This window comes from Caballeronia sp. dw_276 (assembly GCF_018449635.1).
Lineage (GTDB): Bacteria > Pseudomonadota > Gammaproteobacteria > Burkholderiales > Burkholderiaceae > Caballeronia.
The window spans coordinates 51,051-65,248 of record NZ_JAAVUV010000002.1 but is presented as its reverse complement, the minus strand read 5'-3'; the positions used below and the strand labels follow the sequence as shown (position 1 = coordinate 65,248).

Here is a 14,198-nt window from a genome sequence, read left to right as displayed (position 1 = left end):
GCCGTCATTTCCTCACCCCAGCTTCGCCTGCAACTCCGCGGCTCCGCCGCGCTTGTAGAGTGCCAACGTCGCAAAGAATCCGCACACCGCGGCAAAAATAAGCCAGTAGGCGGGCGCGGCTTTGTCTCCGGTTGCCTGGATCAGGTACGTCGATACCGCCGGCGTGAAGCCGCCGAAAATCGCCGTCGCCAGACTGAACGCCAGCGAGAAGCCTGCCACGCGAACATTGACCGGCATTACTTCGGTGAGCGCTGCGACCATCGCGCCGTTGTATGCGCCGAAGAAGAACGAGAAGTACAGCAGCACGCCGAGCATGCGCAGGAAACTCGGATCGTGCGCGAGCCACGAGAGCGCTGGGTAGGCCGTGATGATCGCCAGCGCCGATACAAACAACAGCACGGGTTTGCGTCCGATGCGATCCGAGATCGCCCCGCCGATCGGCAGCCAGATAAAGTTCGATACGCCCACGAACAGCGTCACAATCAAACTGTCCGACGTGCTCAAGTGCAGCACGGCGCGCCCGAATGTCGGCGTATAGACAGTGATCAGATAGAACGTGGTGGTGGTCATCGCGACCATCAGCATGCCCGCAATGACGGTCTTCCAGTTCGTGAGCATCGAGCGGAAGACTTCGGAGGTTGCCGGATGATGGCGGCGCGCCTGGAACTCGGCGGTCTCCTGCAGCGAGCGGCGCAGAATGTACAGAAACGGCACGATCATGCAGCCGATGAAAAACGGCACGCGCCATCCCCAACCGGCAATCTGCGTTGGCGAGAGCCAGCTGTTCAGCGCGTAACCAAGCGCCGCCGCGACCACGATTGCGACCTGCTGGCTGGCCGATTGCCACGACGTATAAAAGCCTTTCTTGCCGGGCGTCGCCATTTCCGCAAGATAAACCGATACGCCACCAAGTTCAGCGCCCGCCGAGAATCCCTGCAGCAAGCGCCCGATCAGCACCAGCGCCGGCGCCAGCAAGCCAATGGTCGCAAATCCCGGAACGCAAGCAATGAGAATGGTGCCGCTCGCCATGATCGAAAGCGTGACGATCAGCCCGCGCCGCCGTCCGACTTTATCTATGTACGCGCCGAGCACGATCGCGCCCAACGGCCGCATCAGGAAACCGGCGCCGAACACGGCGAACGTCTGCATCAGCGATGCAAATTCGCTGGCGGCAGGAAAGAACGTCTTGGCAATGTAAGTTGCGTAGAAACCGAACAGGAAGAAATCGAACTGCTCGAGAAAGTTGCCGCTGGTGACGCGCAGAACCGCGCCCAGCTTCGAGACGCTCGGCGCGGTTGCGCCCAACGCCTGCGGTTGAAATTCGTTACCGGTTGCCATGTCGTCTCCTGGATTTTTTTATTGCCACGCCGGCCATGATAGGCTCGACGGGCCCCGTTTTGCATCAATCATCGACCAGCAGTTTACTCGGCTGGCGTTTTTCCACCGCCCACTTCAGCAGTGCTGCGCTGCGATAAATTCCGTGCGCGAATTTTCCGTACGGCAGCGTCAGGAACAACGCCATCACAATGCCAAGATGAACGGCCAACAATAACGCCATCATGGATGTATCGCGCAGGATCAACAGTGCGAGACCGCTTGCGCTGGTCAACAGCAGCAACGCGATGAAACCACGGTCCATCGGTTTTTGCGCGGCGTCGCCATGTTGCGGATGACGCCGCAGATTCAGCCACAACAAGCCCGCAGGTCCCGCGAGCAAACCAAGACCGCCAATCGATCCGAGCACCACAGGCAAGCTGGTGAGTGCGTAAGGCGCTTCGAGCTTCAGCAGATAGTGATACAGCGTCGCCACGCACGTCGATGCAAAACACAACATGAAGCCGTAGAACGTCAGATGGTGAAAACGCCGGCGCGCAAGGGAAAACGCATCATCGGCATTATTGCAGCCTTCTCCGTGGCCGCCGCCCAGATAACGCAGACTGAGTACATCGTGCGTTGCTTCACCGATCGCCTCGGCCGACATCGCCCCCGGATCTTCATTGCGCCAGAAGCGCCGCACACCGACCCCGAGCGCGATCATCGCGAACACGAATACGATGCCGAACAACAGCGCTAGCGTGTTGTGCGGGAATACCGCGTAGAAATTTCCCGCCAGTGGCGGCAAAAGCAGCGCGCCTTTCAGCGCCATCGTCATGATCAGGAAAAGCGCGAGACCACCGGCGAGCGCGAGCGCCAACGTAAGGCCATTGCGTTTGTACAGCGCGCCAAAACCCGCTGGCCACGCGTAATCCACGTAGGTCTGCAAACGCACTTCGGCCATCGCCTTGGGAACGTTCACGCCGAACTCGTGCGGCGGCGCGTACTGGCATGCGTGCAAACACGCGCCGCAGTTGTGGCAAAGATTCGAAAGGAAGTGCACGTCGGCGCGGCCGAATTCGAGGCGGCGAGTCATGGCGGGGAAGACGGCGCAAAAGCCCTCGCAATAGCGGCACGCATTGCAGATTTGCATGATGCGGCTGACTTCGCCTTCGGCAGCGGACATCGGCTTTGCAAACGTGATGGGAACTTCGTTCAGTGCAAGCGCGCTGGCTTCGCGCGTCAGGTTTTCAAGCGACTGCATGACTGGCTTCCTTCGATTTCAAAGCCGCCTGCGCAGCCTGGGTTCCGGCAATCCGTCCGAACGCCGTGCCGATCGCCATGCCGACGCCGGCGGTATAACCCTTGCCGAGCACGTTGCCCGCCATCATCTCGCCTGCAACATATAGGTTCGGACTCGGCTTGCCGCCGAAATGCACGGCGGATTTATCGTTTACCTTGAGCCCGAGGTATGTGAACGTGATACCCGGACGAAGCGCGAAGGCGTAGAAGGGCGGTTTATCGATAGGCTGCGCCCAATGCGTTTTCGCAGGCGTCAGGCCTTCGGTATGGCAATCATCGAGAACGGCGTGATTGAAGGTTCCGACACGGCATGCGGCGTTATAGGTCTGGATCGTATCTGTAAACTTCGCTTCATCGAGGTCCATGGCGCGCGCAAGTTCGCCGAGCGTATTTGCTTTTGTGCCCGGAAACACGGGCGGCATGAAGCGGCCGATTGCTTTTGAATCGATGATCGAATAGCCGATTTGTCCCGGCTGGTGCGCGACAAGCCGGCCCCAGATTGCATAACGCTTGGGCCAGAAGTCCTCGCCTTCATCGTAGAAACGCTCGGCGTTGCGGTTCAGCATCACGCCCAGCGATACACAATCCACGCGCGTGCAAATACCGCCGTCGTAGAGTGGCGCGCGGGCATCGATGGCGACGCAATGCGATTGCGACGGATCGCCGATGGAATCCGCGCCTGCGTCGATCATGTACTTGAGCAGCACGCCCATGTTGAAACGCGTGCCGCGAATCAGGAAGTTGTCGGCCACCCATTCGCCGTTGATTTGGCCCCACGCTTCGCGCAGCCATTCGCGGTTCGATTCAAAGCCACCCGCCGCGAGCACGCACGCGCGGGCTTCGATGCGTTCATTACCAATACGCGCCGCGACGAAACGGTCTCCATCGAGTTCGATGGAATCGACCGGCGCGTTGTATCGAACCTGTACGCCGAGTGCTTCCGCGCTGCGGAAATACGCGTTGACGAGCGCCTTGCCTCCGCCCATGAAAAACGCGTTGGTGCGCGCAACGTGCAGCGCGCCGGATAACGGCGGCTGGAAATGCACGCCGTGCTTGCGCATCCAGTCGCGGCAAGTCGATGATTCGCGGATCGCGAGGCGTGCAAGCGGTTCGTTCGTGATGCCGCCCGTGACCTTGAGCAGGTCCTGCCAGTATTCTTCTTCGGGGTAAGCATCGATCAGCACGTCCTGCGGCGCGTCGTGCATGCAGCGCAAATTGCGTGTGTGCTGCGAATTCCCGCCGCGCCATTCACGCGGCGCTGCTTCCAGCAGCATTACGGACCCGCCCGCTTCGCGCGCCATCAATGCAGCGCACAAAGCCGCGTTGCCGCCGCCGATCACCAATACGTCCACCATTGTGATGTCTCCTCCAATCACGCGAGTGTAGGACGTGTGGTGTTCGGCCGCCAGCAGGCGGCGAGCAACAGGTCTTCACGAATCGTGAAGAGGCGGCAAGGTCGCGCCCGTCCACTTGCCGTCGGTGACGAGCGTGCGCGCGACGTCGGCGAGAACCACGCGGGCCGCGAGACCGGCGGGCGAGAGTTCATCGTCGGAAAGACTCACGAGCTGGTTGGGACGCACCATGTGACGCTCGCTCACGGGCAGCGCGCGAAACAATGTCAGGTCGCGGCGGGCGAGCGCTGCGCCCGGCTGGATCGTCACGCCCAGGCCGCCGCCGACTGCATCCATGAGCATCGCGAGGCCATCGATTTCAGCCACGATATTCGGCTCGATATTCGCGCGCGCGAACGCCGTATCGAGCAGCGAGCGCAAACCGTGCGGTCCGCTCGGAAGGATCATCGGCAACTTCGCGATGTGTGCGAGCTTCGTGGTTTTCGTCCTCGGCATCGGCTCGAAACCGGCCGATGCGATCACGAACAGACGTTCATCAAGCAAAGGCGTCGCGCTGAAGCGCTTGATGTTGTCGCTCTGGAACAGGATCGCAAGGTCGATCTGGCGCGCGTTCAACATGCCCGACAAATGACCCGACAGACTTTCGACCATGCGCAGTCGGACATCGGGATAACGCTCACGCATTGCCCGCATGAACGCGAGACCAAGCACGCCCGTGGTGCTCGGCGCCATGCCGACGCTGACGTGATCGGAAAGGCGCGCGTGTTGCGCGGCGTGAGCGGCGTCGTCGACATGACGAAGCGCGAGTTGCGCCTGACGCCAGAACGCAAGGCCCGCGTCCGTGGGAACCACGCCGTTGGCGGTGCGCTGCAAAAGTCGCGTGGACAGCTCGCTTTCCAGCCGGCTGATCTGCTGGCTGAGGGTCGATGTCACCACGCCGAGTTCCATGGCCGCGCGGCCCATGCTGCCATGTTCGATGACACGGACGAAGTAGCGAAGCTGGCGAAGTTCCAAAGGGTCTCCTTGCAGATCCGTTTTGACGTCCGCGCATTATCGCCGGTCTCGGCTATATCAACTCGTGCGAAACGGCCTGGGCCGAAGCTCCGTCGTGCCCGCGTGCAGCCGTTCATACTCCGCGATCATCTGGGCGCCGAACAGCAGCAATGTTGCAAGGGCTTCGAGGCTGAACAGCACCACGATCGACGTCGTCAGCGATCCATACACCACGCTCACTTGCGAGAGCGTGGCGAAATACCAGACGAGCACATGGCGCGTGACTTCCCACAACATCGCGGCGGCAACCGCGCCGAAGAGCGCGTGCCTGAAACGCGGGCGGCCGACCGGAATCACCATATAAATGGAGGTCAGCACAAAGACTTCCCCTCCGAATCCGAAAAGATAAAGCAGTACGCGCGATGTACCGCTAAGCGACACCTCGATGCCGAATATATCGACGCTATGCGCGCCCACCGCCTGCAATCCCGTCGATACAAGCGTAACGAGCAACACGCCCGCGCCCAACGACAAGCTATAGCAATACGGCAGCAGCGCGGAAATCAGAAAGTGTCGCCGGCGTATTGCCACCCTATGCACGAAGATTACGGACATCGCATTTTCGAGCACCGTGAAGGCGAGCGAGCTGAAGAAGATCATCGTGCAAAGCAGCACCCAGCCAATCACCGTTCGATGCGCGAGAAAGTTGGCAAGCTCCCTGACGATCGCTTTCGCCTGTCCCGGCACGAGCCATTCGAGCAGGTGGGAAAGGGTATCGAGCAGCACGTGCCGGTCGAACACATGCGAGAGCGCGATCACGACCAGGATCAGCAAAGGAACGATGGAAAGCAGCGCGTAATACGCTACCGCGCCCGCGAGCAACATGCCCTGGTTCGCGCGAAATGCCTTGAGTACCTGCAGGGCGAATGCGCCGGGGTGATCGGCGATGATTCGCAGCGTTCGGTAGCGGATGAGTTGCATGTGCCCTCCGGAATGCCGCCGGCCGCGCGATCCGATCTGCGGATACGTAATACGCGGCGTCTGGGGACGGCTGCGCAAGTCCTGGGCCTTGAAGAGGCGGTTGGCGAAGAGACGAACCTAAATCTGTTGCGTGTATCGATGGCTGATCGTTAAAATAAACAAGAATCATTCCCATTCGGTCGCGTTCATCTGCTGCGGCGAGTTTTTCCCTGAGCCGTTTTCGAAAACCGCACTGAAACACCGCGTTTAAAACTGTAAGCCTGAATTCGGAACAGGGCTTTGAACCAACGGTAAGACTATTTATGACCGCCGGAACCGGGCAGGGACTGCAGGTATCGCAATGACGCGTCGAATTCTGTTTCAAGTGCACTGGCTGCTCGGCATCTCAGTGGGACTGGTGCTGGCGCTCATGGGGCTGACGGGCGCCACTATGAGCTTCGAGGACGAGATAACCGGGTTGCTCAACAGCCGCACCATCCACGTCGAGAAGGGCGCAAATAGCGCCGGTCTCATGACGCCGGACGCGCTCCTCGCGAGCATCCGCGTGCAGTTGCCGGGTGAAGAGGTCAGGCCGCTGGTGTTATCGGCCGATCCGGCGCGAGCCGCGCAGTTCCGGGTGCGCCAGCCCTCCGGCGCGGCCACGTTCTACGCCAATCCCTACAATGGACACGTGCTCGGCAAAGCGGCTGGCAGCGACTTTTTCTCGTTCATCGAGGACTTGCATCGTTTCCTCGCACTGCCTTTGACGGAAGGACGCAGAGACAGTGAGATCGGCAAACAGATCACCGGCGTTGCGGCTTTCTCGCTGATATTTTTCGCGCTTTCAGGCCTTTACCTCCGATGGCCACGCAAGCCGCTCGACTGGCGGTCGTGGTTCGTGCTCGATCTGAAACGCACGGGCCGCAATCTGTACCGGTCGTTGCATGCGGTGATCGGCGGATGGATGGTCTTGTGTTATCTGATGAGCGCGTTGACCGGGCTGTGGTGGTCGTACGGCTGGTACCACGACCTCGCGAGCAAGGCGCTGGGAATCGAAGAGACGCGCCGCGCGCCCGCCCCGGATCGTAAGCCGAAGGAAGCGCTCGCTGACGCGAAGGCCGATGCCCCTCGTGCAGCCGGTCCGCGTAAGAAGCGTGGCGCGGAAGGCGCGGCCAAAGCTTCGGATTCGAGCCGCGCAATAAGCTTCGACCCCGCCTGGCAAACCTTCGTCCAACGCGTCGGCCCGGATTTCGGGCGCGCTTCGTTGACGGTTTCGCGGGATGGCAAATCGGTATCGATTGAACGCTTCGACGGGCCGTTGCGCGGCGGTCTCATGGATCGATACACCTTCGATTCAACCACAGGCGCGCTCAAAGTCACCGACCTTTACGCGAATCGTCCGATCAACAAGGTGATCGGCACAAGCATGTTGTCGATGCACAGCGGAAGCGTGTTTGGCGTTGCGGGCCGCGTAGTGGTCATGCTTTGCAGTCTGACCATGCCGCTCTTCGCCGTGACGGGCTGGCTGCTATATCTCGGCCGGCGTCGCAAGCGTCGCGAGGCAGGGGCAGTGGTTCCTTTGACGCGCGCAGCCGCGAACGACATGAACAGCGATCTGCTGATCGTTCATGCAAGCCAGACCGGCACCGCCGAGCGCATCGCGAGCATGAGCGCGGCCGCGTTTGCATCGGCAGGGAAGGCGGCGCGCTGTTTGCCCATCTCCGCGCTCGATTCCGTGTCGCTGGCCGCCGCCCGTTGCGTGCTTTTCGTGGTGAGCACCTATGGCGACGGACAAGCGCCCGACCGCGCCCGTTCGTTCGTGCGGCAGATGATGGGGCGCCCCGCGCCGAGCGGCGGTTTCAGCTACGCAGTGCTCGCGCTGGGCGACCGCGAATATCCGGATTTCTGCCACTTCGGCCGTCAGATCGATGAATGGCTGACGAAAGCCGGCGCCCGGAAGTTGTTCGAGCGTATCGAAATGAACGGGCGCGACGACGAAAGCGAGCAGCGCTGGCGCCGGCAGTTATCGAAGCTTGGCGCGGCGGCCGTGGCTGGCTGGGAAGAAGCGCCGGTAGAGGCGTGGAAGCTTGCGCGGCGCGAGCTTCTGAATCCCGGCAGTCAGGGCGGCGGTGTTCATTATTTGCGGCTCAAGGCGAACGCCGCATCTTCGCCTCACTGGACCGCGGGGGATATTGTCGAGATCTATCCGCAAAATGATCCGGCTGCGGCGGCGCGCGTTGTATTGGCGGCCGGCTTGAAGGCCGGCACACGAATACGCGGTCAGCGTCTCGATGCACATTTGTCCGGCGCGATTCTTCCATCGCCTGATTCCGTGCGCGAAATGAGCGCCGCGGAACTCGTCGATACCCTCAAGCCTTTGCCGCATCGCGACTATTCGATCGCCTCCATTCCCGCCGATGGTTCCCTCGACCTCGTGGTCCGGCAACTGGTCACGGCATCGGGCGAACTTGGGGTGGGTTCGGGATGGCTGACGGCCCATGCCGCGGAAGGCGCTCCAGTGCAGGCGCGCATCCGGGCGAACGCGGGATTTCATCGGCCGGAAGGCGAACGCGCGCTGATCCTGATTGGAAACGGTACGGGCTTCGCGGGATTGCGCGCGCATTTGCGTGAACGAAGCGCGGCCGGGTCGAAGGGCCACTGGCTGTTGTTCGGCGAGCGCAACGCCCGTTACGACGCGTTCTTCAAGCATGAACTCGATGCGTGGCGCGGCGATGGCACATTGGCGCGAATCGACCTCGCGTATTCCCGCGACGAAGATTGCGGACGCTACGTGCAGGATCTCGTCAGGCATTCGGCCAGCGATATCTTCACGTGGGTGGCCGGGGGCGCCGCGATCATGGTGTGCGGCAGTCTTGCCGGAATGGCGCCGGCAGTCGATACGGAACTACGTACCGCTCTCGGCGATGAACGCGTGAGCATGATGGTCGCCAACGGGTTGTATCGTCGGGATGTTTATTGATGCTTGATTCAAGGCCCGTCCGGGCCTTGAATTGCTTGGCAGTATTACGTTAAGCGCGCGCTTCGGCGTAGCGGCGCGCAACTTCCGGCCAATTGATCACGTTGTAAAACGCGGATATGTACTCTGGACGGCGGTTCTCGTACTTCAGGTAATAGGCGTGTTCCCACACGTCGAGTCCGAGGATCGGCGTGTTGCCGGACGCCAGTTTCGTCATCAGCGGATTGTCCTGATTCGCCGAGCTTTCCACGACCAGCTTGCCTTGTTTATCGACCGCAAGCCACGCCCAGCCGCTGCCAAAACGCGTCAAGGCCGCCTTGGTGAAGGCTTCCTTAAAAGCTTCGAAGCCACCCAGATCGGCTGTGATTGCCTGACCGAGTTTGCCGTCGGGCGTGCCGCCGCCTTCGGGCGACATGACCGTCCAGAACAAGCTGTGATTCGCGTGGCCGCCACCGTTGTTGCGCACGGGCGCCTGCAGTGCCTCAGGCAGCGACGTTACCTGTGCGACGAGCGTTTCTATCGGCAATTCTGCGTACTCGGTGTCCTTCAGCGCGGCGTTCAGGTTATTGACGTAGGTCTGATGATGCTTCGTGTGATGAACTTCCATCGTGCGGGCATCGATATGCGGCTCGAGTGCATCGAACGCATAGGGCAAAGGGGGAAGGGTATAGGGCATTTTGGGTTCCTTTTGGAGTCAGTGCATCAGTGCGGATAGAGGGCGCCGGCGTTCATCGCGCGTTCGCCCAGTTCGAGCGTGCGCGCAATAAGCGGATGAGGACCCTGTGTAGCGATATGACTGAGCAACGCCACGCGCGTCTCGCGGCTATGGCGCAACGCGGCTTGCTGCAGGGTGGGGTTGCGGGATGTATCGACGAAAAGCTTCAGCAGGGGGTTTCGTGCGCGGCGCAAAGATGCGCGACCGCGTGATCCATACGGCCACGTTCGAGTTCGAGGTCCGCCAGATTGTGATGCGCGACGACGAACGCCGCGACACAGTCGCCGGCACGGCCTTCGGGAGGTTCCTCGATCAAACGACGTGCGATGTCGAGCGCTTGCTCATAACCATCCAATGCGGCAAGTGGCTGGGCGGCACGTGACGCGGCAAGGGCCGCGCGCATGACGCGCTCCCATGAACTCAGACTGGCATCATGGGATGTCGTGACAGCTTCGGCAAACGGCGCAACGCGTGGCTGGTGCATGAAAGGGGCTCCTGTTCTGCACCCTTTTCGTTGACCGGACGCCTGCGTACTTGGGATAGTTAATAATAATCATTCTCGATAACCCTGTCCAGCAAAGGCCTTTTACTGCTAGATAGTGGTTACCAGCGAGGAGTCTACTTCGATCCCGCCGCGCCGGAGGCGCCAGGCTGCTGGCCTTTCCCGGCTTGTTGCCGCGCCGTTTCCTCTTTCTTCAGGGTCGCGGGGTCTGTGCCGTATTCACCGGCCGCCCCGGCGCCGCCCTTAATACCGGCTGATCGCCCGCTCCCGGCATCGCTGCTGCTCGAGTGTGTGGCGGGCGGCGCTCCACCGGTGCTGGTTCCCTGTGCGAATGCGCTATCTGCCAAGCAGGCGGTGAGCGCCAGTATGCAAGCCGTTTTGCCTATATGTCTCAAAGTAAGTCTCCAGTTATCTGATCGAGGTTTGAACAAGGTCCGCAAAGATCAAACCCGGAACGGTCAATGCTGCCTTTCGTAAGTCATCCAGATTTTTTTACAAAACGGCAGATAAATCATGTCGGCCAGACGGATCGGGTGGATTGGATCAGCCCTGTTGGCGCTTGCGTGCGTGGCATGTTCGAAGAGCGGCGATTCAGGTATTTCTACTCTTGCTCCCGGAGGCGGTGCGGCTGCATCGGTTCCAGGAGCAGGTTCGTGAACGTCGTGGTAAACATGACTACGCCATGAGCGGATTTATCGATACGTGTTTCGGTGTATCAATAAACCTCCAGTCGTTCAACTACTTGAAAGGCGCTTTTTCTGCACACGCGAGCTATCGGTCTGAGCGCCGCTATTGCAAATTGACACCGGGATTTTTTACTATTAAATTTCCCGCAACATGCCGATAACAAGTAATCGAAGACAGTCTTTCCCGGCTCAATCCGGCATCAAATACAGAACCAGGCTAATCCAGGTCAACGCGGTCCTTTTTCACGCCAGATGATGTACGCGCTTGGAAATCGCATGGAACCTGGCTCGTCCGTATATCAAAGACTTTGTTGTTTGCATGGTTTGAGAGGATTACAAAAAGCAAACCCGCTGATTTGCTTTGCGTGCCGTTTTTCATTGCGTCGCTCTGTGTCCCTAGGGCGGAATTCAGCGCCAGCTTAACTTTTTATATGCGGGCTTTCACAATCCGAACATCTAAATGTGCTGCAGTAGTGTTTTTGATTCCGGGCTTTCGCAGAACGGAGATTAACCAATGCAAGAGCATTGGTAGCTTTAAGGCGGCTTGCATAAAAAGTCACAAAAACTCACGATGCTTATTTGTATGAAGAATTGCGTGACGAGCCGAATTAGTTTTTAAGTTGTCGTTATATGCAAGTGTCGGTATTCGCGGAAAAGACGTCTATTTGAAAACACCGGGCTCCGCGACTTTCTGCGGGGGATTTTCATCGTTTCCGCAACATAACAATTAATGATTAAATTCAACCGGGTACTGTTGGTTTCCATGGTCAGCGGCGTGATCCTCGGCGTCAGCGCATGTGGAGGCGGTGGCGGCAGTTCGGATTCAACGGCCATCGCGGGCCTTACCAACTCGTCAGGGTCTGGCGGCAGTGCTGCGGGCGCGTCGGGTTCGAACGCTATTACGCCCGATGGCGCGAGCGGCGCTGCGACATCTCCGGCATCGTCGGCCGGAGTGACTTCCCCGGCGAGCGGCTCGAACGTTGTAGGTAGTGCTCCGCCGGCAACGATCCCGGTGCTGGCGCCGCCGTCCAATGCCGGCACCACCGCGTCCGGCGCGGTAATTATGCCGCTGGAAGTAATGAGCGCGGGAAGCGGAAAGATCATTGCTGCAACGCTATCGGTTCCGGCCGGCGCATCGGCCAGGACGCTGAGCATGCGCGTGAACAACCTGTCCTACGACGCCAAGGGTTCGGTTCAGGTCAACGGTGGCAACTGGATCGACCTCACGAACGCAAACGTTACCGTGCTGGGTAATGCAAAACTGTACGGCGGCATTGGCGGCGGCTACGACACCATCAGCCTGAATGTCCCCATATCCGGCGCAATCAACGGCAGTAACGTCGTCAACTTCCGCTTCAACTCGACCGATGGCGTGAGTTCCGGGTATCGGGTTTTATCGTTTAATTTTCTCGATGCATCAGGCAATGCGCTGATTGCCGACAGCAGCTTCGCGCAAGACGATCCGACCAAATGGACAGCGCCGCTTTCGAGCAATGCGGATATCAGTGCAGGCGCAACCTTGTGGCAAAGCGCAACGCTGATCGATTCACCCGTCAACGCCGGGCAGCAAATCAAGGCGCATTGCATGGATTGCCATAGCGCGAGCGGAAGCGACCTGTTCAAGTTCAACTATTCGAACAACTCGATTGTCGTCCGAAGCGAATATCACGGCCTGAGCGAAAACCAGGGCTTGCAGATCGCCAGCTATATCAGAAGTCTTGCGAGCCGTTATCCGGCACCGGGCCCGAAATGCCGTCCCTGGAATCCGCCATATCAGCCAGGTCCTGGTCTGGATAGCGCGCCGGTAAGCGACTGGACGTGTGGCGCGGGTATCGACGCGGTATTGGAGAATGACCTGGATACGCTCGCCACGGTATTTCCGGGCGGAGTGAACAAGGCTGCGATTGCAACCAAAGGCCAGATCAATCTTCGGGAAATCCCAGTCGGTTTCCAGTTGCCGGACTGGAATCACTGGGTCCCTCGCATTCATCCGAAAGACGCATGGGGCGACTATTTTACGAATGGCAATTTGAATAAGGAATACGCGGGCGAGGGTACCGGCTCGGCGACCTACAACATGCGCAGTCAACTCGCCAATGGCGGCACCAGTTACGCCCAGGGCACAACCGGGGATATCTTCGGCAACCTCTATTACTGGGGCGTTGAATTCGGCGAACGGTTTGCGCCGCCGAACGAAGGCGTGAGCGGCAGCTACACGATCGCGCAACAGAAGAACCTGTACGGCACGGCGCAATGGCAGCTAATGAAATCGTGGGAACTCGCCCAGGACTTTTCGTTGGAAACCAATTGTCCCGTGGCGTGGGTCAATGTGGAAAATGCGCCCAAGGCGGAAAAACGCGGCTGGTGTGGATACTGGCGCTTCATCTTCAATGTATCGCCGCATATCCAGGGCTTCCCTGCCGCCAACAGCATGTTTGGAAGCCCCGTGGCGCATTACGTAAAGGCCAACCAGTGGTATTACCTGCAGATCCTGTTGAATCCGGGTTCGGGCGCGCACAACGTGCACTTGCCGACCGACTGGCAATACGCGTATGGCCTGCTCAACAACCTGTACCAAAGCAGCGGCCGGCCCGAGCCGGTCCGCAACTTCCTGTACGTGCTTAAAGGCGCGCAGGAAATGGATAACGGCGTCGGCGTAACCGACGTTCAGCGCGGCTGGACCATCCGGGACAGCAGTCCGCTGGATGTCTGGAACGGCGGCCAGACCGGTGTATGGAAGGGCACGAACCCCGCAACGGAGCAGGCAGTCGTCAACGCGTTCTTGTCGAACTGGATGGACACCACGACCAGCTTCGACATTAACACGTGGCAGCGCGAAGGCCAGGCCAATGCTGTCTCCGGCGAGACGACCTGCGGCTGGAGCATGCGAAGCCTGTGCGAGATTGGTTATGTTCACGGGACGGTGTCGGGTGGGACGGTTGAAAACTTCCCGACGTGGACGTGGAACCAGATTCCGCTGATGCAAGGCGAGGGAATCGACAGGACGCAGGTGAATCGGTTATCGACGTGGTTGAACACCGCTTATCCAAGCGGCAATTACTTGAGTCTGATCAGGTAGACGGTTTGGCGTAATGTGGGCGCATGTCAGAACGCGGGGCTTCCGATTTGTCGGGCCTCGCGTTTTTTTGCTGAGTAGCCGAAATGACTGCCATTGCACGAGGCGAGAGTACGGCGGCGCTCAGCTCAACCCGGTGGATCTTGGCGCGCTCGGCGTGCATGCTGTGATGCTGAGCGTCAACGTGGCGATCGCGCAGCTCGATCCCGTGACGCAGCAGAATGCGGCGCTGGCGGAGGCGGCGGCAGCAAGCGCATCGCTGAAAGCGCAGGCGCTGCAATTGGAAGGCGTTGTTGCCGCGTTCGACTCCGCTTAGATCTG

General features: G+C 59.8%; 11 protein-coding genes. 3 read left to right on the top strand and 8 right to left on the bottom strand.

Going from position 1 to position 14,198, the window contains the following annotated elements; genetic code table 11:
* Positions 1-12: 12 nt before the first annotated feature.
* The 5 genes from HB633_RS03240 to HB633_RS03220 all read right to left on the bottom strand — a co-directional run bounded on the left by HB633_RS03240 (position 13) and on the right by HB633_RS03220 (position 5,942).
* Complete coding sequence (locus tag HB633_RS03240; protein ID WP_213776644.1) at positions 13-1,338, bottom strand: MFS transporter; 1,326 nt, start codon at positions 1,336-1,338, stop codon at positions 13-15.
* Positions 1,339-1,402: 64 nt separating this feature from the next.
* The gene (tcuB, locus tag HB633_RS03235) at positions 1,403-2,578 is read right to left on the bottom strand and encodes a tricarballylate utilization 4Fe-4S protein TcuB (protein WP_213776643.1); all 1,176 of its coding nucleotides are present in this window, start codon (positions 2,576-2,578) and stop codon (positions 1,403-1,405) included.
* The gene (tcuA, locus tag HB633_RS03230; protein WP_213776642.1) at positions 2,565-3,971 is read right to left on the bottom strand and encodes an FAD-dependent tricarballylate dehydrogenase TcuA; all 1,407 of its coding nucleotides are present in this window, start codon (positions 3,969-3,971) and stop codon (positions 2,565-2,567) included. Before tcuA ends, tcuB begins: the two co-directional genes overlap by 14 nt.
* Before the next feature lie 75 nt (positions 3,972-4,046).
* Positions 4,047-4,982 carry a LysR substrate-binding domain-containing protein gene (locus HB633_RS03225; protein ID WP_213776641.1) on the bottom strand — a complete coding sequence of 312 codons (936 nt, stop codon included), beginning with the start codon at positions 4,980-4,982 and terminating at the stop codon, positions 4,047-4,049.
* Positions 4,983-5,039: 57 nt separating this feature from the next.
* Positions 5,040-5,942: a YihY/virulence factor BrkB family protein gene (locus HB633_RS03220; RefSeq protein ID WP_213776640.1), complete on the bottom strand. Its 903-nt coding sequence runs from the start codon at positions 5,940-5,942 to the stop codon at positions 5,040-5,042.
* Between the two features lie 340 nt (positions 5,943-6,282).
* Between HB633_RS03220 and HB633_RS03215 the strand changes: the two genes are divergently transcribed.
* A complete protein-coding gene (locus HB633_RS03215) occupies positions 6,283-8,901 on the top strand; it encodes a sulfite reductase flavoprotein subunit alpha (protein ID WP_213776639.1) in 2,619 nt (872 codons plus the stop codon).
* 49 nt (positions 8,902-8,950) lie between these two features.
* Here the strand turns inward: HB633_RS03215 and HB633_RS03210 are convergent, their stop codons facing one another.
* The 3 genes from HB633_RS03210 to HB633_RS03200 are packed head-to-tail and all read right to left on the bottom strand — an operon-like array spanning position 8,951 to position 10,097.
* On the bottom strand, positions 8,951-9,574 hold the full coding sequence (locus HB633_RS03210; protein WP_213776638.1) for a superoxide dismutase: 624 nt from the start codon (positions 9,572-9,574) through the stop codon (positions 8,951-8,953).
* A 26-nt stretch (positions 9,575-9,600) separates the two neighbouring features.
* On the bottom strand, positions 9,601-9,807 hold the full coding sequence (locus HB633_RS03205; RefSeq protein ID WP_213776637.1) for a hypothetical protein: 207 nt from the start codon (positions 9,805-9,807) through the stop codon (positions 9,601-9,603).
* Complete coding sequence (locus HB633_RS03200; RefSeq protein ID WP_213776636.1) at positions 9,780-10,097, bottom strand: hypothetical protein; 318 nt, start codon at positions 10,095-10,097, stop codon at positions 9,780-9,782. Before HB633_RS03200 ends, HB633_RS03205 begins: the two co-directional genes overlap by 28 nt.
* A 1,434-nt stretch (positions 10,098-11,531) precedes the next feature.
* Between HB633_RS03200 and HB633_RS03195 the strand changes: the two genes are divergently transcribed.
* Positions 11,532-13,880, top strand: coding sequence for a hypothetical protein (locus HB633_RS03195; RefSeq protein WP_213776635.1), 2,349 nt, complete (start codon positions 11,532-11,534; stop codon positions 13,878-13,880).
* A 67-nt stretch (positions 13,881-13,947) separates the two neighbouring features.
* Positions 13,948-14,193, top strand: coding sequence for a hypothetical protein (locus tag HB633_RS03190; RefSeq protein WP_213777213.1), 246 nt, complete (start codon positions 13,948-13,950; stop codon positions 14,191-14,193).
* The last annotated feature ends 5 nt before the right edge of the window (positions 14,194-14,198 follow it).